This window comes from Bradyrhizobium sp. CCGE-LA001, assembly GCF_000296215.2.
In the GTDB taxonomy this organism is placed as follows: Bacteria; Pseudomonadota; Alphaproteobacteria; order Rhizobiales; family Xanthobacteraceae; genus Bradyrhizobium.
On the sequence record NZ_CP013949.1, the window covers coordinates 7765020 to 7788145 of the forward strand.

At 64.1% G+C, this 23126-nt stretch carries 19 protein-coding genes; 9 read left to right on the plus strand and 10 right to left on the minus strand.

Translation table 11 applies throughout. The features are described from left to right. Both BCCGELA001_RS35260 and BCCGELA001_RS35265 read right to left on the minus strand, forming a co-directional pair. Complete coding sequence (locus BCCGELA001_RS35260) at positions 1-846, minus strand: ABC transporter permease (protein ID WP_008540447.1); 846 nt, start codon at positions 844-846, stop codon at positions 1-3. 158 nt (positions 847-1004) lie between these two features. Then, positions 1005-1976: an aliphatic sulfonate ABC transporter substrate-binding protein gene (locus tag BCCGELA001_RS35265; protein WP_060737390.1), complete on the minus strand. Its 972-nt coding sequence runs from the start codon at positions 1974-1976 to the stop codon at positions 1005-1007. 186 nt (positions 1977-2162) lie between these two features. Between BCCGELA001_RS35265 and BCCGELA001_RS35270 the strand changes: the two genes are divergently transcribed. Continuing rightward, positions 2163-4952, plus strand: coding sequence for a [protein-PII] uridylyltransferase (locus BCCGELA001_RS35270; protein WP_060737391.1), 2790 nt, complete (start codon positions 2163-2165; stop codon positions 4950-4952). A 10-nt stretch (positions 4953-4962) separates the two neighbouring features. On the opposite strand, the gene BCCGELA001_RS35275 is transcribed toward BCCGELA001_RS35270, so the two are convergent. Next, positions 4963-5493: a methylated-DNA--[protein]-cysteine S-methyltransferase gene (locus BCCGELA001_RS35275; RefSeq protein ID WP_060737392.1), complete on the minus strand. Its 531-nt coding sequence runs from the start codon at positions 5491-5493 to the stop codon at positions 4963-4965. A gap of 99 nt (positions 5494-5592) precedes the next feature. Here BCCGELA001_RS35275 and BCCGELA001_RS35280 point away from each other — a divergent pair, with 99 nt between their 5' ends. Both BCCGELA001_RS35280 and BCCGELA001_RS35285 read left to right on the plus strand, forming a co-directional pair. Continuing rightward, the gene (locus BCCGELA001_RS35280) at positions 5593-5949 is read left to right on the plus strand and encodes a DUF1304 domain-containing protein (protein ID WP_083543548.1); all 357 of its coding nucleotides are present in this window, start codon (positions 5593-5595) and stop codon (positions 5947-5949) included. 142 nt (positions 5950-6091) lie between these two features. Continuing rightward, positions 6092-7315 carry an ABC transporter substrate-binding protein gene (locus BCCGELA001_RS35285; protein ID WP_060737394.1) on the plus strand — a complete coding sequence of 408 codons (1224 nt, stop codon included), beginning with the start codon at positions 6092-6094 and terminating at the stop codon, positions 7313-7315. Between the two features lie 145 nt (positions 7316-7460). Here BCCGELA001_RS35285 and BCCGELA001_RS35290 read toward each other — a convergent pair whose 3' ends face one another. Beyond that, entirely contained in the window at positions 7461-7886 is a 426-nt protein-coding gene (locus tag BCCGELA001_RS35290; RefSeq protein WP_060737395.1) for a DUF1330 domain-containing protein, read from the minus strand. A gap of 166 nt (positions 7887-8052) precedes the next feature. Here BCCGELA001_RS35290 and BCCGELA001_RS35295 point away from each other — a divergent pair, with 166 nt between their 5' ends. Together BCCGELA001_RS35295 and BCCGELA001_RS35300 are read left to right on the plus strand one after the other, a co-directional pair. Beyond that, positions 8053-10263, plus strand: a complete 2211-nt coding sequence (locus tag BCCGELA001_RS35295) for a transglycosylase domain-containing protein (protein ID WP_060737396.1) — start codon at positions 8053-8055, stop codon at positions 10261-10263. Positions 10264-10561: 298 nt separating this feature from the next. Next, entirely contained in the window at positions 10562-11227 is a 666-nt protein-coding gene (locus BCCGELA001_RS35300; RefSeq protein WP_144441655.1) for a hypothetical protein, read from the plus strand. 174 nt (positions 11228-11401) lie between these two features. Here the strand turns inward: BCCGELA001_RS35300 and BCCGELA001_RS35305 are convergent, their stop codons facing one another. The 4 genes from BCCGELA001_RS35305 to BCCGELA001_RS35320 all read right to left on the minus strand — a co-directional run bounded on the left by BCCGELA001_RS35305 (position 11402) and on the right by BCCGELA001_RS35320 (position 15636). After that, the gene (locus tag BCCGELA001_RS35305; protein WP_060737398.1) at positions 11402-12241 is read right to left on the minus strand and encodes a M48 family metallopeptidase; all 840 of its coding nucleotides are present in this window, start codon (positions 12239-12241) and stop codon (positions 11402-11404) included. 216 nt (positions 12242-12457) lie between these two features. Then, entirely contained in the window at positions 12458-13786 is a 1329-nt protein-coding gene (locus BCCGELA001_RS35310; protein WP_060737399.1) for a polyhydroxyalkanoate depolymerase, read from the minus strand. Positions 13787-13907: 121 nt separating this feature from the next. Next, a complete protein-coding gene (locus tag BCCGELA001_RS35315) occupies positions 13908-14723 on the minus strand; it encodes an ABC transporter permease (RefSeq protein WP_008540415.1) in 816 nt (271 codons plus the stop codon). Between the two features lie 109 nt (positions 14724-14832). Beyond that, the gene (locus BCCGELA001_RS35320) at positions 14833-15636 is read right to left on the minus strand and encodes an ABC transporter ATP-binding protein (protein WP_008540414.1); all 804 of its coding nucleotides are present in this window, start codon (positions 15634-15636) and stop codon (positions 14833-14835) included. A gap of 108 nt (positions 15637-15744) precedes the next feature. Here BCCGELA001_RS35320 and BCCGELA001_RS35325 point away from each other — a divergent pair, with 108 nt between their 5' ends. Together BCCGELA001_RS35325 and BCCGELA001_RS35330 are read left to right on the plus strand one after the other, a co-directional pair. Beyond that, on the plus strand, positions 15745-17067 hold the full coding sequence (locus BCCGELA001_RS35325) for an ActS/PrrB/RegB family redox-sensitive histidine kinase (protein WP_060737400.1): 1323 nt from the start codon (positions 15745-15747) through the stop codon (positions 17065-17067). A 103-nt stretch (positions 17068-17170) separates the two neighbouring features. Continuing rightward, positions 17171-17725 (plus strand): ActR/PrrA/RegA family redox response regulator transcription factor, encoded by a 555-nt coding sequence (locus BCCGELA001_RS35330; RefSeq protein WP_060738027.1) that lies wholly within the window; start codon positions 17171-17173, stop codon positions 17723-17725. A 223-nt stretch (positions 17726-17948) separates the two neighbouring features. On the opposite strand, the gene BCCGELA001_RS35335 is transcribed toward BCCGELA001_RS35330, so the two are convergent. Further along, the gene (locus tag BCCGELA001_RS35335) at positions 17949-18440 is read right to left on the minus strand and encodes an MmcB family DNA repair protein (protein ID WP_060737401.1); all 492 of its coding nucleotides are present in this window, start codon (positions 18438-18440) and stop codon (positions 17949-17951) included. Between the two features lie 283 nt (positions 18441-18723). Here BCCGELA001_RS35335 and BCCGELA001_RS35340 point away from each other — a divergent pair, with 283 nt between their 5' ends. After that, positions 18724-20421 (plus strand): alpha-amylase family protein, encoded by a 1698-nt coding sequence (locus tag BCCGELA001_RS35340; RefSeq protein ID WP_060737402.1) that lies wholly within the window; start codon positions 18724-18726, stop codon positions 20419-20421. 211 nt (positions 20422-20632) lie between these two features. Here the strand turns inward: BCCGELA001_RS35340 and BCCGELA001_RS35345 are convergent, their stop codons facing one another. Then, a complete protein-coding gene (locus BCCGELA001_RS35345; protein WP_060737403.1) occupies positions 20633-22231 on the minus strand; it encodes an alpha-amylase family glycosyl hydrolase in 1599 nt (532 codons plus the stop codon). 174 nt (positions 22232-22405) lie between these two features. On the opposite strand from BCCGELA001_RS35345, the gene BCCGELA001_RS35350 reads away from it, so the two are divergent. Further along, positions 22406-23086 (plus strand): MBL fold metallo-hydrolase, encoded by a 681-nt coding sequence (locus BCCGELA001_RS35350; RefSeq protein WP_008540404.1) that lies wholly within the window; start codon positions 22406-22408, stop codon positions 23084-23086. Positions 23087-23126 lie beyond the last annotated feature (40 nt).

The following is a 23126-nucleotide window of genomic DNA, read 5'->3' on the forward strand; positions in this document are numbered from 1 at the left end:
TCAACTCCCCTTCGCACGCACGAAGGCATCCTGCCAGCGCAGGAAGGGCGCGGCAGCAACCTCGATCAGCCAGTCCGTGAGCTTGCCGAGGACGGCGAAGATCACGATGGCGGCCAGGATCTGCGCGGGCTTGCCGAGCTGCTGGCCGTCGAGCAGGAGATAGCCGAGGCCTTCGGAGGCGCCGATCAGCTCGGCCGCCACCACGAACATCCAGCCGAGACCAAGACCGACGCGCAAGGACACGACATAGGCCGGCAGCACCGCCGGCAATAGGATGCGGCGGATCATCGCCGGACCGGACAGGCGAAAGGTGCGACCGACCTCGACGATCTTGCGATCGACCGAGAGGATCGCACCCATCACGCCGAGATAGACCGGGAAGAACACGCCAACCGCGATCAGCGCGATCTTCGAGGTCTCAAAGATTCCGAGCCACAGGATGAACAGCGGCACCCAGGCTAGCGATGGGATCGCGCGCAGCGCCTGCACGGTTGGATCGAGCAGCCGCCGCGCCAGCGACCAATAACCGGAGATGGCGCCCAGCAGCGTGCCCGCGACGACGCCGAACGCGAAGCCGAGCCCGACGCGCCACAGCGTCGCGGTGATATGGCGGACAAGCTCGCCGGAGCGGGCCAGCTCGCTGATGGTGGCAAATACGCGCGAGGGCGGCGGCACCAGCCGGCCGTTGGACCAGCCCAGCCACACCACGAGCTCCCAGCCGAGCGCCAGCGTCAGCGGCAGCAGCACGCCCAGCATCGGCCGCCCGTAGCGCGCAAGCCGCCGGGGCGCAGCGGCGCTCTCGGCCTTATCAGAGGTTTGTTGCAGGACTGGCGCGTCGGAGATCATGGCCGGTACGAAGCGCGTCTGGCGCCGGAATGCAACACTACTCTTGCCGCGCCATCCATCTGCGTAGCCCGGATGGAGCGAAGCGCAATCCGGGGATCGTGCCCGCGGGAGAGTAGTCCCGGATTTCGCTACGCTCCATCCGGGCTACGAGATCTTCTTCAATTCGTCGGCAGTGGAACCTGGTCGTCGATCAGGGCGTCGAGCGTTGCCTTGACGTCGACCTTGGCGTCGACGACACCCGCCTGCTGGAGCGCGAGGCCGGCCGCGAGGATGGATTCGCGCTGGGGCGCGCCGATGCGGCTGTGGGTCAGCTCGGTGCGTTCCTTGAGCTGCTTGTCGACGACCGCTTCGGGCAGTTTCGTCACCGCGATGAAGGTCTTCTTGAGCTCGTCGTAATTCGCCAGCGAATATTTCCGCGCTTCCTCATAGACCGCGAGGACGCGGCGGGCGGCCTCCGGATGGTCTTTCAGGAACTGCTCGCGCACATTGAGGATGCCCCAGGTGTTGGCGTCGGCCTTGCGGTAGAACAGCTTGGCGCCCTCCTCGACCTCGGCCTGCGCCATCATGGGATCGAGGCCGGCCCAGGCGTCGACGTCGCCACGGATTAGCGCGGTCTTGCCGTCAGCGTGCTGGAGCAGCACCGGCGTGATGTCCTTTTCGGTGAGGCCGGCGCTGAGCAGCGCACGCACCAGGAAGATGTGCGGATCGGTGCCGCGCGTGACCGCGACGCGCTTGCCCTTGAGGTCGGCAACACCAGTGATCTTGGAGTCTTTGCCCGTGACCAGCGCAGTCCATTCGGGGCGCGAATAGACGTAGATCGACTTGATCGGGTTGCCGTTGATGCGGGCGACCAGCGCCGCCGAACCGGCGGTCGAGCCGAAATCAATCGAGCCGGCGTTGAGGAATTCGAGCGCCTTGTTGGAGCCCGCCGACTGCACCCAAGTGACGGTGATGCCGTCCTTGGCGAACTCCTTCTCCAGCAGACCCTTCTGCTTCAGCACCATCGAGACCGGATTGTAGGTCGCCCAGTCGATGCGGATTTCCTTGGGTGGATCGGCGGCCCGCGCCGCAGGGGTCACGGCAAGAGCCACAGCTCCCGCCAGCAGAATGCGTCGTGTAATCCTGGTCATGCCCAGCCTCCTCAAAACTTTATTGTTTTTCAATGAGTTATATCTGGAAATCAACGAGAAAATCCGACCCTCGAAAGCGGGATGGCTGAGAACAGATTTGCCCGAAGCCGGGCTTTTCCAGCATGGAACGACTATTGCAGAGAATGGCGGGTGACAGCGCCTGTCGCCTCTTATATCCGGTGAGACATGGACAGCGTCGCGACCGAGCCAAAGCCACAGACGGATGACCGCTTCGACACTGCGCGGATCACCGCCGCGGTCGATGCGCTCGCCGAAAGGCACGAGGGCCGCGAGGACGCGTTCCGCACCGCCGTCGCGCAACTGCTCAAGGCCGAGCTGATCGCGGCGCGCGCCGCGGCGCAGGCGATCCTGTTGAAGGACCGTCACGGCCGCCGCTGCGCCGAGCGGCTGTGCCACGTGCAGGACGAGATCATCCGCATCCTGTATTCGGCCGCGACACGTCATCTCTACCGCTCGCCGATCCCGAGCGGCGCCGAGCGGATGGCCGTGGTGGCGACCGGCGGCTATGGCCGCGGCCTGATGGCCCCGGAATCCGACATCGATCTCTTGTTCATCCTGCCCTACAAGCAGACCGCCTGGGGCGAGCAGGTCGCAGAGGCCATCCTCTATTGCCTCTGGGACATGGGTCTGAAGGTCGGCCACGCCACGCGCTCCGTCGACGAATCGATCCGTCAGGCCCGTGGCGACATGACGATCCGCACCGCGATCCTGGAGACGCGCTTCCTCACCGGCGACAAGCCGCTCTATGACGAGCTGGTCGCGCGCTTCGACAAGGAGGTGGTGCAGGGCACCGCGTCCGAATTCGTCACCGCAAAGCTCGCCGAGCGTGAGGAGCGGCACCGCCGCGGCGGCCAGTCGCGCTATCTGGTCGAGCCCAACGTCAAGGACGGCAAGGGCGCCCTGCGCGACCTGCACACGCTGTTCTGGATCGCGAAGTACGTCTACCGAGTCCGCGACACCGACGAGCTGGTCGAGCGCGGCGTGTTCGACGCCCAGGAATATCGCAGCTTCCGCCGCTGCGCCGATTTCCTCTGGTCGGTGCGCTGCAATCTGCATTTCTATTCCGGCCGCGCCGAGGAGCGCCTCTCCTTCGACCTTCAGCGCGAGATCGCGATCCGGCTCGGCTACACCTCGCATCCCGGCATGCAGGACGTCGAGCGCTTCATGAAGCACTACTTCCTGGTCGCCAAGGAAGTCGGCAACCTCACCGCCATCCTCTGCGCCAAGCTCGAGGACCAGCAGGCCAAGCCCGCACCGGTGCTGAGCCGGATGATGGCGCGGCTGCGGCCCAGCACCGTGAAGCGGCGCGTCCCCGACAGCGACGACTTCATCGTCGACAACAACCGCATCAACGTCGCCGCGCCCGACGTGTTCAAGCACGATCCGGTCAATCTGATCCGCATCTTCCGCCTGGCGCAGAAGAACAACCTCGCCTTCCATCCGGACGCGATGCGCGGCGTGACGCGCTCGCTCAACCTGATCAACGGGCAGCTGCGCGAGAATCCCGAGGCCAACCGGCTGTTCATGGAGATCCTGACCTCCAACGACGCCGAGACCGTGCTGCGGCGGATGAACGAGACCGGCGTGCTCGGCCATTTCATCCGCGCCTTCGGCAAGATCGTCTCGATGATGCAGTTCAACATGTATCATCACTACACCGTCGACGAGCACCTGATCCGCTGCATCGGTTTCCTCCAGGACATCGAGCGCGGCGGCATCGAGGAGTTCGCGCTCGCCAGCGACCTGATGCGCAAGACGCGGCCCGAGCACCGCGCGGTGATCTACATCGCGACGCTGCTGCACGACGTCGCCAAGGGCCGGCCCGAGGATCATTCGATCGCCGGCGCCAAGGTCGCGCGCCGGCTTTGTCCGCGGCTCGGCTTCAGCCCGGCCGACACCGAGCTCGTGGCCTGGCTGATCGAGGAGCATCTGACGATGTCCACGGTCGCGCAGTCGCGCGACCTCTCCGATCGCAAGACCATCGAGAATTTCGCCGCCGTGGTGCAATCGGTCGAGCAGATGAAGCTGCTGACGATTCTCACCACCGCCGACATCCGCGGCGTCGGCCCGGGCGTGTGGAACGGCTGGAAGGCGCAGCTGTTGCGCTCTCTTTATTATGAGACCGAGCCGGTGCTGACCGGCGGCTTCTCGGAGGTCGATCGCGGCAAGCGCCTCTCGGCCGCCTACGCCGAATTCCGCATGGCGTTTGCCGAATGGCCGGAAGACGAGCTCGACGCCTATATCGGCCGGCACTATCCGGCCTATTGGCTCAAGGTCGAGCTGCCGCGCAAGATCCGCCACGCCCGTTTCGTCCGCTCCAGCGAGCAGGCCGGCCACAAGCTCGCGATCAATGTCGGCTTCGACGAGGTGCGCGGCGTCACCGAGCTGACCATTTTCGCCGCCGACCATCCCTGGCTGCTGTCGATCATTGCGGGCGCCTGCGCCTCGGCCGGCGCCAACATCGTCGACGCCCAGATCTACACCACGACCGACGGCCGCGCGCTCGACACGATCTCGATCTCCCGGGAATACGATCGCGACGAGGACGAAGGACGGCGCGCCACGCGCATCGGCGAGATGATCGAGGACGTGCTGGAAGGCAAGCTGCGCCTGCCGGAAGTGGTGGCGCGGCGCACCGTACGCAGCAAGGCGAAGCCCTTCGTGGTCGAGCCGGAGGTGACCATCAACAACCAATGGTCGGATCGCTACACCGTGATCGAGGTCTCCGGCCTTGATCGCCCCGGCTTGCTCTACGAACTGACCACCGCGATCTCGAAGCTCAATCTCAACATCGCCTCGGCCCATGTCGCGACCTTCGGCGAGCGCGCCCGCGACGTGTTCTACGTCACCGATCTCCTGGGCGCACAGATCAACGCCCCGACGCGCCAGGCCGCGATCAAGAGCGCGCTGACCCATGTGATGGCCGGCGACAAGGCGGTTCAGCCGGCGGCGTGACGGGGGGCGGCTAAATCTCCACGCCCTCATGCCGCAGCAGCCACCTCTTCCGCTCCAAGCCGCCGCCGTATTTCACCAGTGAGCCATCCGCGCCGATCAGGCGATGGCAGGGCAGCACCACACTGATCGGATTGGAGCCGTTGGCGTGGCCGACGGCACGAACCGCTTTGGGCATGTCGATCTTCGCGGCGAGCGCGCCATAGCTCATCGTGGTGCCGGCGGGGATCTGCGCGAGCGCCTTCCAGACCTTCTGCTGGAACGGCGTGCCGGCGATACGCCATGCGATGCTCGCGAGCTGGCCGAGATCGCCGTCGAAATAGCGCGACAGCGCAGTCCGCATTCCCGTCGGCGCAGGCCGATCCGTCAGCTCCACCGTCCCATGATGCAGGCGCAGCAGCTCGCGCATGCGGTGCTCATAGTCTTCCCAATCGAGCGCGCGCAACGCGCCATCGGCATCGGTGACGAGCAGCGCGATCCCGATCGGCGTCGCCAGGCGGTCGAGACCGTACATTATGGAGGGCTTGGTTGATCGAGCGGACATTGCGGCACCAGGCAATCGAAACACGCCTGTCGCACTTGCCACGCCGGCCGTGCTAACGTCCACCCGAAAGCTGAGGCTTTGGGGGAGCTCAACTTGAATCTGATCGCCAATATCCTGGTGGCGCTGGTCGCCGCATTGCATGGCTTTTTCCTGATCCTGGAGATGTTTCTCTGGGACAAGCCGCCAGGCCTGAAGGTGTTTCGCAACACGCCCGAGAAGGCCGAGATCACGAAGGTGCTGGCCGCCAATCAAGGCCTTTATAATGGCTTCCTCGCCGCCGGCCTGATCTGGGGTCTGGTTCACGGCAATCCCGCCTTCGCATTCCAGATCAAGGTATTCTTCCTGCTTTGCGTGATCGTGGCCGGCGCTTATGGCGCTGCGACCGTCAGCTCGCGCATCCTGATGGTGCAGGCGCTGCCGGCAGCGATCGCGCTGGCGGCATTGTTCCTGACCTAAGACGCTTTGACGCTACGGCGCAGCGTCGCGCTCCTTGCGCGGAGCTGTGCCTTCCTCCACAATCTTTGGCAGCGATGGCGACCGTTGCAATCAACGGGAAAAGACCATCGGCCAGAAATTCCGTCAGGAGGAACATCCCAAGATGAATAATCGCAGAGCCTTCCTAGCTGCCACGGCAGCGCTCGCCGTCACGTTTTCGACTAGCCAAGCCCTCGCCCAGAAGAAATACGACACCGGTGCGACCGACACCGAGATCAAGATCGGCCAGACCGTGCCGTTCTCCGGCGCCTATTCCGTCTATGCAAATATCGGCAAGACCCAGGCCGCCTATGTCAAGATGATCAACGATCAGGGTGGCATCAACGGCCGCAAGATCAATCTGATCCAGTATGACGACGCCTATTCGCCGCCGAAGACGGTCGAGCAGGTGCGCAAGCTGGTCGAAGGCGACGAGGTGCTGTTCACCTTCCAGCTGATCGGAACCGCGGCCAACGCGGCCGTGCAGAAATATCTCAACGGCAAGAAGATCCCCCAGCTGCTCGCCTCCACAGGCGCCGCGCGATTCAACGATCCGCAGAACTACCCGTGGACCATGGCCTACAATCCCAACTACGTGTCCGAGGGACGGATCTACGCCAAGTACATTCTGGCCAACCACCCCAATGCCAAGATCGGCGTGCTCTACCAGAACGACGACATGGGCCGCGACTATCTCGCGGGTCTCAAGAGCGGCCTCGGCGACAAGGCCAACATGATCGTCGGCGAAGTCTCCTACGAAGTCACCGATCCGACTGTGGATTCACAGGTGGTCAAGCTGAAGTCGATGGGCGTCGACCTGTTCTATGACGCCTCCACACCCAAGTTCGCAGCGCAGGCCATCAAGAAGCTCGCCGACCTCGGCTGGACCCCGGTGCATATCCTCGACATCAATGCGAGCCCGGTGTCGGCGACACTGAAGCCGGCCGGCCTCGACATCTCTAAGGGCATCATCTCGACCAACTACGGCAAGGACCCCGGCGATCCCCAGTGGAAGGACGATCCGGGCGTGAAGGCCTTCTTCGCGTTCATGGACAAGTATTTCCCCGAAGGCGACAAGCTCAACACCATCAACACCTATGCCTATTCGGTGGCTGAGCTGCTGGTGCAGGTGCTGAAGCAGTGCGGCGACGACCTAACGCGCGAGAACGTGATGAAGCAGGCCGCCAACATCAAGGGCTATACGCCGAGCCTGGCGCTGCCCGGCATCAAGATCAACACCGGGCCGAACGACTATCGCGTCAACAAGCAGATGCAGATGATGAAGTTCAACGGCGAACGCTGGGAGCTGTTCGGACCGATCATCGAGGATTCGGGCCCGTCGGGTTAGGCAGGAACTGATCTCGTAGGGTGGGCAAAGACGCGCGAGCGGCGTGCCCACCGTCTCTCCACGATGGACATCGTGGGCACACGCTGGATGCGCATTCGCGCACCCAGCGCTTTGCCCACCCTACGAACCTAACCCACCCTACCAACTACTCCGGTATCTCGCCGAAATTCTTCCCCACCGGCAACACCGCGTGGCGGATCAGCCGCGAATCTTCCACCGCGGCCTGGCGGTGCTTCACGGCCTCGCGATAGACGGGATCGCGGATCATCTCGACGAAGGCGGCAACGCTCGGATATTCTGCGATGAAGCAATGGTCCCAGCGCTCGTCCTGCGGGCCGATCAGCATCAATTCGAACCGGCCCTGCCAGACGATGCGGCCGCCGAGGCGCTCGAATACCGGGCCGCTCTCGCGGCCATAGGCCGCATAGGCTTCCGCGCCGCTCGCCTTGCGGCCATCGGGGTAGGCCGCCTCCTTGCGCAGGCGCACCAGATTGAGCATGTGGATCGGACCGGGGCGGTCGTTGTCCCGGAATTGCGCGAAAATCTCCTTGGTCGGATCGATGTGGCCCATGAGCGTTCCCTCTTTTTGTGGCGGCGATCCTAGCTTTGCCGCCGCGGATGCGGAACTGCGGCGGCCGAATGCCCCACCTCCTAATCGCGCGTTAACGCCGGGGTAACCCGGCCTTAAACAGCGACCGCTAGCGTGCGGCGGGGCGGGCTGACCGGGCGTTTTGCGTATGGCGTGGGGAAAGAAAAAGGGTGGGCGCAAGGAGCCGCTGTTCGGCTTGCCCGCGGCGCTTTCCGATCTGCGCCTTAACCCGGCGGACCGCATTCCCGGCGGCGAGGACAAGCCCAAGAAAACAACGAAATCATCCGCCAAGCGCAAGAGCGAGGAGGCCGACGACGAGCCGCCGCGCGAGCGCAAGGCACAGGCCAGCCGCAGCGGTGCGAAACGCCGCGCGAAGACGCGCGGCGGGTTCGGCCTCGGGCGCCTGGTCTATTGGGGCGCGGTGCTGAGCCTGTGGGGCGTGATCGCCGTGATCGGCGTCGTGATCTATGTCGGCGCCCACCTGCCGCCGATCCAGTCGTTGGAAATTCCCAAGCGCCCGCCGACGATCCAGATCGTTGGCATCGACGGCAGCATGCTGGCGCAGCGCGGCGAGATGGCCGGCGCGAATGTCGCGCTGAAGGACCTGCCGCCCTATCTGCCCAAGGCGTTCATCGCCATCGAGGACCGCCGCTTCTATTCGCATTACGGCATCGATCCGGTCGGCATCCTGCGCGCCCTCGTCACCAACGTGCTCCATCGCGGCGTGTCGCAGGGCGGCTCGACCCTGACGCAGCAGCTCGCCAAAAACCTGTTCCTGACCCAGGAGCGCACCATGCAGCGCAAGCTGCAGGAGGTGGAGCTCGCGATCTGGCTGGAGCGCAAGCATTCCAAGAACGAGATTCTGGAGCTCTACCTCAATCGCGTCTATTTCGGCTCCGGCGCCTATGGCGTCGAAGCCGCGGCGCAGCGTTATTTCGGCAAGTCGGCGAAGAACGTGACGATCGCCGAGGCCGCGATGCTGGCCGGCCTCGTCAAGTCGCCCTCGCGCCTTGCGCCGAACCGCAATCCGGAAGGCGCCGAAGCGCGCGCGCAGCTCGTGCTCGCGGCAATGGCGGATGCAAAGTTCATCACGGACGAGCAGGCCAAGGCTTCGATCGGCCATCCCTCCTACAACGTGAAACCGGTCGGCGCCGGCACGATCAACTATGTCGCCGACTGGATCGGCGAAGTGCTGGACGATCTGGTTGGTCAGATCGACGAAAGCATCAAGGTCGAAACGACGATCGATCCCAAGCTGCAGAGCGTGGCGGAAGCCGCCATCATCGACGAGCTCGCGGCCAAGAGCGTCAAGTTCAACGTCAGCCAGGGCGCGCTGGTCGCGATGACGCCGGACGGCGCGGTGCGGGCCATGGTCGGCGGGCGGAACTATTCCGACAGCCAGTACAACCGCGCGGTCACCGCCAGGCGCCAGCCGGGGTCCTCGTTCAAGCCGTTCGTGTATCTCACCGCGCTGGAGCAGGGCCTGACGCCCGACACGATGCGCCAGGACGCCCCGATCGAGGTCAAGGGCTGGCGGCCCGAGAACTACACCCACGAATATTTCGGGTCGGTGACGCTGACGCAGGCGCTGGCGATGTCGCTCAACACGGTCGCGATCCGTCTCGGCCTCGAGGTCGGGCCGAAGAACGTGGTGCGCACGGCGCACCGGCTCGGCATCTCCTCCAAGCTCGAGCCCAACGCCTCGATTGCGCTGGGCACCTCCGAAGTCTCCGTCGTCGAGCTGGTCGGCGCCTATGCGCCGTTCGCCAATGGCGGCCTTGCGGTGGCGCCGCATGTGGTGACGCGGATCAGGACGTTGAGCGGCAAGCTGCTCTACATGCGCCAGCCGGAGGAGCGCAACCAGGTCGTCGATCCCCGCTATGTCGGCATGATGAATGCGATGATGCGGGAGACGCTTGTTTCGGGCACCGCCAAGAAGGCCGACATTCCCGGCTGGCCGGCGGCCGGCAAGACCGGCACCAGCCAGGATTATCGCGACGCCTGGTTCATCGGCTACACCGCGAGCCTCGTCACAGGCGTCTGGCTCGGCAACGACGACAACTCGCCGACCAAGAAGGCGACCGGCGGCGGCTTGCCCGTCGAGGTCTGGACGCGCTTCATGAAGACGGCGCATGAGGGCGTGCCGGTGGCGGCGTTGCCGAGCACACCAGGTGGCTGGGGTCTGTCGAACCTCGCGCAGGCGGCCTCGCAGATCTCGCCGCCGACGGCGATCGCACCGGCGCCGGCCAACAACGGCGGCTATCGCCCGCCGCCGCCCACGCGCGCCAACGCCCGACCGGAAGCTGCGGCAGGACTCGACGGCTGGCTGATGGACCGGTTGTTCGGCGGAAACCGATAGCTTCGGGCCAAGGTCTCGCTGAGAATTTCGGTGAGAATTCTTAGGGCCTCACAACAAGCTGCGAAAACAACCCCATGCACAGTAGCCCGTGCTAGCAAAATCAATGGCTTGCGGAGACAGTCCCGCAGGACTTGAACCTGCACTGCCAGGTGCTGTCATTCGTCGGCAAGTCCTGCCTATCGCGGCAAGATCGACCTGGACCGGCGACGTCCCGAAAGCAAAAACATCAGTTCCTTCAAGCGCTCGTCAGCGGCCCGGGATTTGCTCTCATGGGTTGAGCGAGTGCCAGGGAGCTTCCATGATTTCAGGTGTGTCCAACGCGGCGTTGCCTCATCTGCGTCCCGCATCGACGTCCGCTTCGCATGCGAGTTCGGGTCTCCAGCCGATGATGCCCGAGCCGCCAGAGTCGGCGGCGCCCAGCAGCTTTCGGGTCGATGTCTCTCAGGTCAAGCCACTGTTGTCAGCTGCCAAAGCCACATCGGTGGCGGATAATCCGGTTCTGCGCGACCTGATGGCCATGAACTGGCTGAGAACCCACGACAGCAGTGCATCGCAATCGGTCGTTTCGGATGATGCGCCTCAGAACACTTACGCTCAGGTGAAAGTCGACGGAAAGGTGGTCGCCACGGTCTACAATGGCGGCTCTTCGACCATGACCAACGCGGCGTTCGGGAAGATCGGCAAGCTGGAGGATCCGCCCGGCCTGGCTGGACCGGATTTGGCGCAGTGGCGCGCCGACAATTATGCGAGACTGCTAGGCGGCACCGTCGAGAAGGCGCCCACCGCCATCACGCAGTCGCAATGGACGCCGCGCGAAAGCACGTCCACGACCTACAGCCGCGAGCAACTCGACGCGGCCTTCCAGGCCATGCTGGCCGAGGGGCAGAGGGCCAACGCGCAGCAACAGTCGTCGTATCTGGCGTCACGTGGGCAGGCGGGAGTGAGTGCGGATATCAGCGCGTGAGCCTTTGAGTCACGAGGACGCGGTCTCATTCGGCTGTCATTCCCCGCGAAGGCGGGGAATCCAGTATTCCAGAGACGTCGAGATTCATAGAAGTGCCGCGGCGTACTGGATCGCCCGCCTTCGCGGGCGATGACACTGTCCAAATCGCTATAGCGAAGCTGGACCTCGGCCCCCCTAATCCTCGACCCCGTACCGGTGGAGATCATTGCCGTGTGTGTCGAGCCACTTTTTGGCGCGTTCCATCGAGGGGCAGATCTTGCCGCAGACGCGCCAGAATCGCGCCGAATGGTTCATCTCGACGAGATGGGCGACCTCGTGGGCGGCGAGGTAGTCGAGCACGAAGGGCGGCGCGAGGATCAGGCGCCAGGAGAACGACAGCGAGCCGGCCGAGGTGCAGGAGCCCCAGCGGCTGGACTGGTCGCGGATCGACAGACGCTTGACGCGAACGCCGAGCTCGGCGGCATAGGCCTCCGCCGAACGCTGCAGGTCGCGGCGCGCTTCGCGTTTGAGGAAGTCGCTGACGCGGCGATCGACATGCTCGAGGCCACCGGCAACGCAGAGAATGCGTTCACCGCTGTCGCGGATCTCGGTCCACACCGTGCCGCGGGTGCCTGCGCGATGAACGATGCGATGCGGCGTGCCGCGCAGCGGTATCACCGTGCCCGGCTGGAACGGCGCCGCCTTCGGCAAGCGGCCGAGACGCGCGGCGATCCACGCGCCGTGACGCTGCGCAAAGTCTTTTGCTTCGGCGAGCGTGCCGCGCGGCGGCATGGTGAGGATGGCTTCGCGATCGCTCGGATGAATTCTGAGCGTGTAGCGGCGCGCGCGTCTGTGCCGGCGCAAGCGGATCGCAAAAAACTGCGATCCATGGGTGATGACAAGGGTCTTCGGTTCGTGGGGCCGACGATAAAGGAGTGCGCGGGTGGCCATGTCTGTCAGTCCGGGGGGCAGGAGAGCGCCCGGATTCTGCCATAACCGCCGCCAAGGGAAGCGCTCGGCGCAAAAACAAATCATTTGCCCAATATACAGCGGTCAGGCGTCCGGGAGACCCTACAGACTGGGGTTGGAACCGGCTTTTTTCGCCCCCGCTGGATGCATGCGGCACCCCCAAGGGGTGAGCCCTGACTCACTCCTATGAAGCTACCTAAATACCGCGAATCTGGCGGGAACTTGACCCTCCGGAACCCTCGAAAGCGCCCCGGATTTTCGACGGGAAAGCCGAAAACGCGACTATTCGGCCGCGAGCGCCTGCAACGAAGCAGGATTTGCCGCCGAAACCATGAAGTCATGGATGCGCGGCACGATTTCCGACTTGAAACGCGAGCCGTTGAACACGCCGTAATGTCCGACGCCCTTCTGGACGTAATGAACACGGCGATGATCGGGGATCGAGCTGCACAAAGCGTGCGTTGCTTCGGTCTGACCGAGACCGGAGATGTCGTCGTTCTCGCCTTCGACCGTCATCAACGCGACGCGCGTGACCTTGGAGGGATCGACGCGTGTTCCGCGATGAGTCATCTCGCCCTTCGGCAGCGAGTGCTTCACGAACACGGTGTCGACGGTCTGGAGGTAATACTCGGCGGAGAGGTCCATCACCGCGAGATATTCGTCGTAGAACTCACGATGCTTGTCGACGAGATCGCCGTCGCCTTTCACCAGATTGGCAAAGAGCTGCTTGTGGGCGTCCATGTGCCGGTCGAGATTCATGCTGATGAACCCGTTGAGCTGCAGGAATCCCGGATAGACGTCGCGCATCATGCCCGGATGCGGGAACGGCACCTTGGTGATGACGTGGTTCCGGAACCAGTCGATGCCGCGCTCCTGGGCGAGATTGTTCACCGCAGTCGGATTGCAGCGGGTGTCGATCGGGCCGCCCATCAGCGTCATCGAGGTCGGCACGAAAGGATCGCGCCGCGCCTCCATGATCGAGACGGCGGCAACGACGGGCACCGAGGGCTGGCACACCGCCATGACATGGGTGTTGCCGCCGAGAACATGCAGCATCTCGATTACGTAGTCGATGTAATCGTCGAGATCGAAGCGGCCGTCGCTGAGCGGCACCATGCGGGCGTCGGCCCAATCGGTGATGTAGACCTCATGCGCGGGCAGGAAGGCTTCCACCGTGCCGCGGAGCAACGTCGCGTAATGGCCGGACATCGGCGCCACGATCAGCACGCGCGGCTGCGGGCTGCGCAGGGGGCGAGCGAATTTGCGATCGAAATAGAGCAGCCGGCAGAACGGCTTTTCCCAGACCGAGCGGATCTCGACGGGGACGCGGATGCCGTTGACCTCGGTGTCGTTGAGGCCCCATTCCGGCTTGCCGTAGCGGCGCGTGGTGCGCTCGAACAATTCGCAGGCCGCGGCGACCGACTTGCCGACCTCGGTGCGCGCCCATGGATTGAGGGGATTTTGAAACAGGAGCCTGGTCGCATCCGTGACCGCACGTGCCGGATTGAGAGAGGCGTGGGCCATCTCGTACATCCAGTACATCGGCGTCGTCAGAACCGGACTGCCTTCTGCAGCCAGGGGCGGCGCGCCGCCAAACTCACCAATAGGCATCGTTATATTCCTCTTCGCATCGCAACATACTGCCGAATGCGTAATATTGCGTCAATGCATGGTTCCGTACATCTACGTAAGCAGAACGGCAAAAACCGCCTGAATCCACGGGAAAGTGACGTTATTCCCCGCCCGAGAGCAGCGAGCCGTGGCGCTTGGCGCTGCGTAAAAGGGCAAGGAATGCTGCAAAAGATGCAGCCAGGAGGACCGCGTTGATCACCAACGCCTCCAGCATCAGATCGGTCCTGAAGGTCTGCTCGATCAGCAGCGCGCGCATGCCCTCGAACGCATAGGTCGGCGGCAACGCCCACGCGACGTATTGCAGCCAGACCGGCAACACGCTGACGGGATAGTAGACACAGGCGAGCGGCAGGATCGCGAACATCAACGTCCAGACGATGCTCTCGGCACCTAAGCCGTTTCGCAGCACGAGGCCCGACACGAAGATACCGACGGACCAGCTGGTGAAGATCAGATTGCAGAAGAACGCGATCAGCGGCAGGCCGAGGGCGTAGACATTGAAGTGGAACATGAACAGTGCGAGCAGGGTCATCGGAATGATCCCGATCGCAAGCCGGATCAGGCTCATGACCATCAGCGACAGCAGAAACTCGATCGGCTTGAGCGGGCTCATCATGAGATTGCCGATGTTGCGCGCCCACATCTCCTCCAGGAACGAGATCGAGAAGCCGAGCTGCCCACGGAACAGGATGTCCCAGAGGATAACGGCGCCGATCAGCGTGCCGCCGGCGCGCGCGAAGAAATTGGCGTTCTCGGCGATGTAGAGCTGCAGGAAGCCCCAGGTGATGACCTGCAGCGCCGGCCAGTACAGCAGCTCGAGCAGCCGCGGCCAGGACGACATCAGCAGGTACCAATAGCGCAAGATCATCGCGCCGATGCGATGGACGGAGATGCCGCGGTGGAGGGAGGCCGTCATTGCGAGGAGCCCTTGCGACGAAGCAATCCAGGCTGCCTTCGCGGAAAGATCCTGGATTGCTTCGCTGCGCTCGCAATGACGAAAGAAGCGCCCGTGGCCCTGCTAGCCGTCACCGCGCCGCCTCCTTCGCACCGTTCACCCGCCCGCGGGCGACGTCGAGAAACACCTCCTCCAGCGTGGTGCGATTGTAGCGGGCCATGATGGCTTCGGGGGTGTCGTCGTCCTCGATGCGGCCGCGCTTCATGATGATGACGCGGTCGCAGAGCCGCTCGACCTCGAGCATGTTGTGCGAGGCAAGGAGGATGGTGGCGTCGTGCTGCTTGCGGTAACGCTCCAGATGCGCTCGCACCCAGTCGGCGGTATCGGGATCGAGCGAGGCGGTCGGCTCGTCGAGCAAGAGCAGCTCGGGCTGGTTGATCAACGCCTTCGCCAGCGCGACGCGGGTCTTCTGCCCGGCGGAGAGCTTGCCGTTGGCGCGATCGATGAAATCGGTGAGGTCGAGATCCTCGGCGAGCTCCTTGATTCGGTCAGCGAGATTCCTCACCGCATAGAGCTTGCCGAACACGGTGAGATTCTGCCGCACCGTCAGCCGCATCGGCATGTCGACATAGGGGCTCTCGAAATTCATCCGCCCCAGCACGGAGGCGCTCTCCTCCGGCATCCGATGCCCGAGCACCTCGACGCGGCCGGAGGTCGGCAGCACCAGGCCCATGATCATCGCGATGGTCGTGGTCTTGCCGGCGCCGTTGCCGCCGAGCAGCCCGGTGATGCTTCCGCGCGGAAGCGAGAAGGAGATATCGTCGACGGCGCGGGTCTGCTTGTAGACCTTGACGAGATGATCGACCGCAATCGCCGCCGATGGACTGCGATCCGCGACAGTCAGCCGACTTGAATCCTTGTCATTCTCGGTCATGCTGGCCGTTCTTCTGCTATTGCAGCCGATAGCGCAAGGCTTGTAATCCCGGGGTGGTTCCGCAAGCCCAGTGTTTGTGGATGAGAAGGTGCCGCCCCCTTGGCCGATATGACCGAAATTGCCGATTCCGACTTTCACCACGCGCAGCGGCATATCCGGCTGGACACGATCCTGCGGCTGCGCTGGCTTGCCGTGCTCGGCCAGCTCGCCGCGATCTTCATCGTGGCGCAGGGGCTGGAGTTCGACGTCGAGATCGTCCCCTGTGTCAGCATCATCGCCCTGTCGGCGGCACTCAATCTGGGGCTCCAGACCGCGGCCAATCCGATGCAGCGGCTGGAGCCGATGCAGGCGGCGGGCCTGCTTGCGCTCAACATCGTGGAGCTGGCCGGCCTGTTGTTCTTCACCGGCGGCCTGCAGAACCCGTTCTCGTTCCTGTTCCTCGCGCCCGTGCTGATCTCGGCCACGGCACTGCCGGCCCGCTTCACCTTCGGCCTTGGCGTGCTCGCCGTCGCCTGCGCCTCGATCCTGTTCTTCTACCATTCGCCGCTGCCGTGGGATGCCGACGATCCGCTGGTGCTGCCGCCGGTCTATCTCGTCGGCGTCTGGCTTTCGATCGTGCTCGCGATCGGCGTCACCAGCCTCTACTCCTTCCAGGTGACCGAGGAGGCGCGCAAGCTTGCGGACGCGCTTGCTGCCACCGAGCTGGTGCTGACGCGCGAGCAACATCTGACGCAGCTCGATGGGTTGGCTGCCGCGGCCGCGCATGAGCTCGGCACGCCGCTCGCAACTATCTTCCTGATCTCGCGCGAGCTCGAAAAGACGGTGAAGGATGCCAGCATCGCCGCCGACTTGAAGACCTTGCGCGAGCAGACCCAGCGCTGCCGCGACATCCTGAGCAAGATCACCCAGCTATCCTCCACCGGCGCGCCTTTCGATCGCATGAAGCTGTCGGAGCTGATCGAGGAGGTGGTGGCACCGCATCGCGATTTCGGCGTCGAGATCAAGGTGCGGATCGCGGTGGCCGTCGCGGCCGAGCCGGTCGGCTCACGCAATCCGGCCATCCTCTACGGCATCGGCAACATCGTCGAGAACGCGGTCGATTTCGCCCGCACCACCGTCGAGGTTAACGCCTGGTGGAACAAGGATCATATCGAGCTTGTGATTTCCGACGATGGACCCGGCATCCCGCCCGACATCCTCAACCGGATCGGTGAGCCCTACCTGTCGCGGCGGCGCCCCCAGGATGACGGCGGCAGCGAACGGCGCGGCCTCGGGCTCGGCGTGTTCATCGCGCGCACCTTGCTGGAACGCACCGGCGCCAAGGTCTCGTTTACCAACCGGACTTTTCCGGAACACGGCGCGGTGGTCCAGATCACGTGGCCCAGGCAGCGTTTTGAGGCTATCGAGACGCTCGAAGAAACAATAGGATAAGGCGCGGCCTTGCGTCGCACAACGGCGCCGATCGACTATTTGCCGCCTTGGCACCGGCCGATTGCGACGCCATATGTCAATGCGCTGGAGAGAGGACAACACCTTGAACGCCATCGCCGAACTGAACGAACAGACCGACCGCTCGCTACTCATCGTGGAAGACGACAAGCCGTTTCTGGAGCGGCTGTCGCGCGCGATGGAGACACGCGGCTTTGCCGTGACCTCGTGCGATACCGTCTCAGACGGTCTTGCGCAGATCGGCAGATCCGCACCGGCCTTCGCGGTGGTGGACCTCAGGCTCGGCGACGGCAACGGTCTCGACGTGGTCTCAGCGCTGAAGAAGAAGCGCCCGGATGCGCGCGCGATCGTGCTGACCGGCTATGGCAACATCGCCACCGCCGTGACCGCGGTGAAGATGGGCGCGATCGATTATCTGTCCAAGCCGGCCGACGCCGATGACGTCGTCGCGGCGCTGCTGTCGACCAGCGCGGAGAAATCCGAGCTGCCGGCGAACCCGATGTCGGCCGATCGCGTCCGCTGGGAGCACATCCAGCGCATCTACGAGATGTGCAACCGCAACGTCTCGGAAACCGCGCGCCGGCTGAACATGCACCGCCGCACGCTGCAGCGCATTCTCGCGAAGCGCGCGCCGCGGTAACGGCGCCGTAGGGTGGGCAAAGGCGCAAAGCGCCGTGCCCACCGTTCTTCTCCGCATTTGGGAAAGACGTGGGCACGCTACGCTTTGCCCACCCTACGGCACTCGTGCCCCGGACGCTGCAGAGCCGGGGTCCACGCCTCAACTTAGATTGCCGCCTTCTGGGTCCCGGCTCTGCGCAGCAGCGTTTCACGCTGCAGCGCGTCCGGGACACGAGTGTGTGTTCCTATTCCCAGAAATCCGCGTGGCCTTGCGGATCGACCAGGCGGTTGATCCGCAAGCCCGCCGCCATCGCAAAGCGCACTGTCATCTGCTTGCGGGTGGCGGCGGCGAGCTTGTGCTCGGGCGCCTCGCAATGCATGTGCGCGCCATAGGAATCGGCGACGATCAGGCCGGTGTCTTGAGGGAAGATCTCGCAGGGCAGATCCTGCGTGAAGGCGAAGAACAGCCGGTCGCAATGGGCGCGGTATTCGTGCCATTTCTGATCGGCGCGCAGATCCTCCACCGACGACTTGATCTCGACGATCCAGATCTCGCCGCGCTCGTTCAGCGCGACCAGATCGGCACGCCGGCCGGACGGCAGCGGCAATTCGCTGATGCAGGAGAAGCCGAGCGAGCGCAACAGCCGCGCCGTGCCGCGCGCGATCGCCAGCGCCGTCTCAGATTGGCGGCGGTCCGGCGGCGGCACGAGCGCGATGTTGCGGGCGGTGTTGTCCATGGCGGAAGGATAACCGATTCCTGGAGAGGCGGACACTCTCTTCGCCTGTCATTCCGGGGCGCGCCACTTGGCGCGAGCCCGGAATCTATAGCCACAGGAGGAGTTGTGGGCCGAGACGGCAACTCCTAGTCATCGCAAACCAACTGCCGGGGATTATGGGTCCCGGCTCGCGACTACGTCGCGCCCCGGGACGACAGCGTGTGTGGTGGAACACGGAACCTCCCTCCTCCCTCGCACTTATCACGCAGCCGCCGCACCTCGGCGGAACCACCGAGGCTGCGGGATGATCGACGATCTCTGGTACAAGAACGGCGTGATCTATTGCCTGTCGGTCGGCACCTACATGGATGCCAATGGCGACGGCGTCGGCGACTTCAAAGGGCTGTTGCGGCGGCTCGACTATCTGCACGGGCTCGGCATCACAACGATCTGGCTGATGCCGTTCCAGACATCGCCGGGCCGCGACGACGGCTACGACATCGCCGATTATTACAGCGTTGATCCCCGCTACGGCACGCTCGGTGACTTCGTCGAGTTCACCCATGGCTGCAAGCAGCGCGGCATCCGCGTCATCATCGACCTCGTGGTCAACCACACCTCGGACCAGCATCACTGGTTCAAGGTGGCGCGGCGCGACAAGAACTCGCCCTATCGCGACTGGTATGTCTGGTCCGACAAGAAGCCGGCAGGCGCCGACAAGGGCATGGTGTTTCCCGGCGTGCAGAAAACGACCTGGACGCGCGACAAGGAAGCCGGCGCGTATTACTTCCACCGTTTTTACGATTTCCAGCCCGATCTCAACACCTCGAACCCGCACGTGCAGGCCGAGATCCTGAAGATCATGGGCTTCTGGATTCAGCTCGGCGTCTCCGGCTTCCGCATGGATGCGGTGCCATTCGTGATCGCGACCAAGGGCGCGAAGGTGAAGAAGCCGGTCGAGCAATACGACATGCTGCGTGCGTTCCGCGAATTCCTGCAATGGCGACAGGGCGATGCCATCATCCTCGCCGAAGCCAACGTGCTGCCGAAGACGGACATGGAGTACTTCGGCCGCGATGCCGACCGCATGCACATGATGTTCAACTTCCACGTCAACCAGCACCTGTTCTATGCGCTGGCCTCGGGCGATTCACGCCCGCTGGCGAAGGCGCTGAAGGCGACCAAGCCACGGCCGGCGACGGCGCAATGGGGCCTGTTCCTGCGCAATCACGACGAGCTCGATCTCGGGCGCCTGACCAAGGCGCAGCGCCAGACCGTGTTCAAGAAATTCGGCCCCGACAAGGACATGCAGCTCTACGACCGCGGCATCCGCCGGCGGCTCGCGCCGATGCTGGGCGGCGACCGCCGGCGCCTCGAGCTCGCCTACAGCCTGATGTGCACGCTGCCGGGGACGCCCGTGATCCGCTATGGCGACGAGATCGCGATGGGCGATGACCTCTCGCTGCCCGAGCGCAACTGTGCGCGTACGCCGATGCAATGGTCGACCGAGCCGCATGGCGGCTTCACCAAGAGCGACAAGCCGGACTGCCCCGTCATCGACAAGGGGCCTTACGGGTTCGACCACGTCAACGTCGCCAAGCAGCGGCGCGATCCCAATTCGATGCTGAACTGGACCGAGCGCATCGTGCGCATGCGCAAGGAAGTGCCCGAGGTCGGCTGGGGCGATTTCGCCATCATCCCGCTGCGCGATCCCGCCGTGTTCATCATGCGCTATGACTGGCGCAACAATGCGGTGCTGTTCGTGCACAATCTCGACGACAAGCCACGCGAGATCGCGTTCTCGGCGGGGCTACCCGGCGACGCCGGCGCGCACCTGATCAATCTGCTGGCGGAAGACCACAGCCACGCCGACAAGCGCGGCCAGCATCACGTCGTGCTCGAACCATATGGGTATCGCTGGTATCGTGTCGGCGGGCTGGATTATCTGTTGAAGCGGAGCGACATCGACAAGAGCACCGAGGGCAACAAACATCCGGGGTGATGCCGAAATGCTGTCGTGTAGTGGGCTGCCTCAAAGATCGTCATTGCGAGCCACCGGGTCCGCGCGTAGCACGGCCCGATGACAGGCTCCGCGAAGCAATCCAGAATCTTTCCGCGGAGGGACTCTGGATTGCTTCGTCGCAAGGGCTCCTCGCAATGACGTGGATAGAGCCTCGTCTTCCGGCTAGCCGCTGCCCTGGTGAAGTCGACGGCTACGGCGCCGCCACCACCACCCCTTCGTTCCCGCGCAGATCGAGCACGCCTTCGACCTTCTCCCCCTCGCGATCCAGGAACGTCGACAGCAGGATCTCGCTGCCGAAGCGGATGGCGCTGGTGGTCACCGCGATCGGCTCGGGGCCGAGATTGAGCGCCACGACGAGCGCCTTGCCGCCGGCGTCACGGCGATAGATCAGGAGATCGCCTTGCGCCGAGATCGGGTGATAGTCGCCGGCGACCAACGGCGGCGAAGCCTTCCGCAAGTCGATCAGGCGCCTGTAAAGCGAGAGGATTGAGCGGCTGTCGGCTTCGAGAGTGACGACATTGTCCCTGACATAATGCTCCGGGAGCGGCAACCAGGGTCGCACTGTCGAGAAGCCCGCGAAGTCGGACGCATCCCACTGCATCGGCGTGCGGCAACCGTCGCGACCAACACCGATGCCGGGCACGTTCTTCTCGAAGGGGTCGCGCACGTCCTCCGGCGCGATCGTCACCTGGTGCATGCCGATCTCGTCGCCGTAATACAGTGTCGGCGTGCCGCGCAGGGTCAGCAGCAACATGGCGGCGACGCGGGCTTGCTCGGGGCCGACGCGGCTGGCGACCCGCGGACGATCGTGATTGCCGAGCACCCAGTTCGGCCATGCGCCGCGCGGCAGCGCCTTCTCGTAATCCTCGATGATCTTCTCGATCGAACGCGCACTCCAGAAGGTCGAGAGCAGCGCGAAGTTGAACGGCATCTGGGCGCCGGTGAGATCGTTGCCGTAATAGGCCATCAGGCGATGCAGCGGCAGATAGATCTCGCCGATCAGGACGCGCGCGCCAAAGCCATCGGTGACGCGCCGCATCTCGGCAATCACGTCGTGCACCTCGGGCTGGTCGGTGGAATATTGCGTGAGGATCTTCTCGTTCGGCGGGCGGCCCTCGACATAATGCGGGTTCGGCGGGTTGTCGCGGAATTCGGCGTCCTTGATCAGATGCCAGATCACGTCGACGCGAAAGCCGTCGACGCCCCTCTCCAGCCAGAACCGCATCACATCGAGGATCGCCGTGCGGACATCCGGATTGCGCCAGTTGAGGTCGGGCTGCTGGGCGAGGAAGGCGTGGTAGTAATATTGGCCCGTGGTCTCGTCGAACTGCCACGCGCTGCCGCCGAACTCGGACAACCAATTGTTCGGCACCCCGCCATCCGCCGCCGGATCGCGCCAGATGTACCAGTCGCGCTTGGGATTGTCGCGCGAGGCGCGGCTCTCGATGAACCAGGGATGCTGGTCGGAGGTGTGATTGGGCACGAGGTCGAGGATCAGCTTCAGGCCATTGTCATGGACCGCCGCGATCAGCGCGTCGAAATCCGCCATGGTCCCGAACAGCGGCTCGATGCCGGTGTAATCGGAGATGTCGTAGCCGAAATCGGCCATGGGCGACGGGAAGATCGGCGACAGCCAGATCGCGTCAACGCCGAGCGATTTGACGTAAGGCAGCCGCTGGAGGATGCCGGCGAGATCGCCAATGCCGTCGCCGTTGGAGTCCTGAAACGAGCGCGGATAGATCTGGTAGAAGATGCCGTCGCGCCACCAAGTCTCGTTGCTTTGAGTCATGCCGAAAGACCACCCAATCTGCGCCCTCGCGCGGGAGAACGCGACAGCATCGCCCCGGTTCAAATTGGCCGGTCAATTGGGACGGCTATGTGACGGTTGTTCCCGGGGCCGTTCCGGCTCGCGGGAGCTGAATCTTTTGCTTGGCGGCCTCGCAAAAATCGGCATTGTGACGCCATGACCGAGCAAAATGACACCCAAGACTCTGGGCAAGCCAAGGCCGGCGCGATCATCGTGCCGGTGACGCTGTTCGAGCAGAACTGCACCATCATCTGGGACGAGCCGACCAAGAAGGCGGTGGTGATCGACCCCGGCGGCGACGTGCCGAAGATTTTGGATGCGATCAAGCAGACCGGCGTCACCGTTGAGAAGATCTGGCTGACCCACGGCCATATCGACCATGTCGGCGGCGCCGCGGATTTGCGCGATGCGCTGAAGGTGCCGATCGAGGGCCCGCATCAGGCGGACAAGTTCCTGCTCGACAACGTGGTCGAGAGCGGCGCGCGCTTCGGCATGACCGGGGTGCGCAATTTTGCGCCGGACCGCTGGCTCGACGAGGGCGCGCGCGTCTCGATCGGCGAGCTGCATTTCGACATCCTGCATTGCCCCGGCCACTCGCCGGGCAGCGTGGTGTTCTTCAACAAGGATTTGCGTTTCGCTCATGTCGGCGACGTGCTGTTCGCCGGCTCGGTCGGCCGCACCGATCTGCCCGGCGGCAATCACGCCACGCTGATCGACTCGATCAAGACAAAACTGCTGCCGCTCGGCGACGACGTCGGCTTCATCTGCGGCCACGGCGCAGGTTCGAGCATCGGCCAGGAGCGGATGACCAATCCGTTCATCACGGGGGAAATGTAGCGGGAGTTTATTGCGGCGTTCCGACTTGCGCGACTCCGCC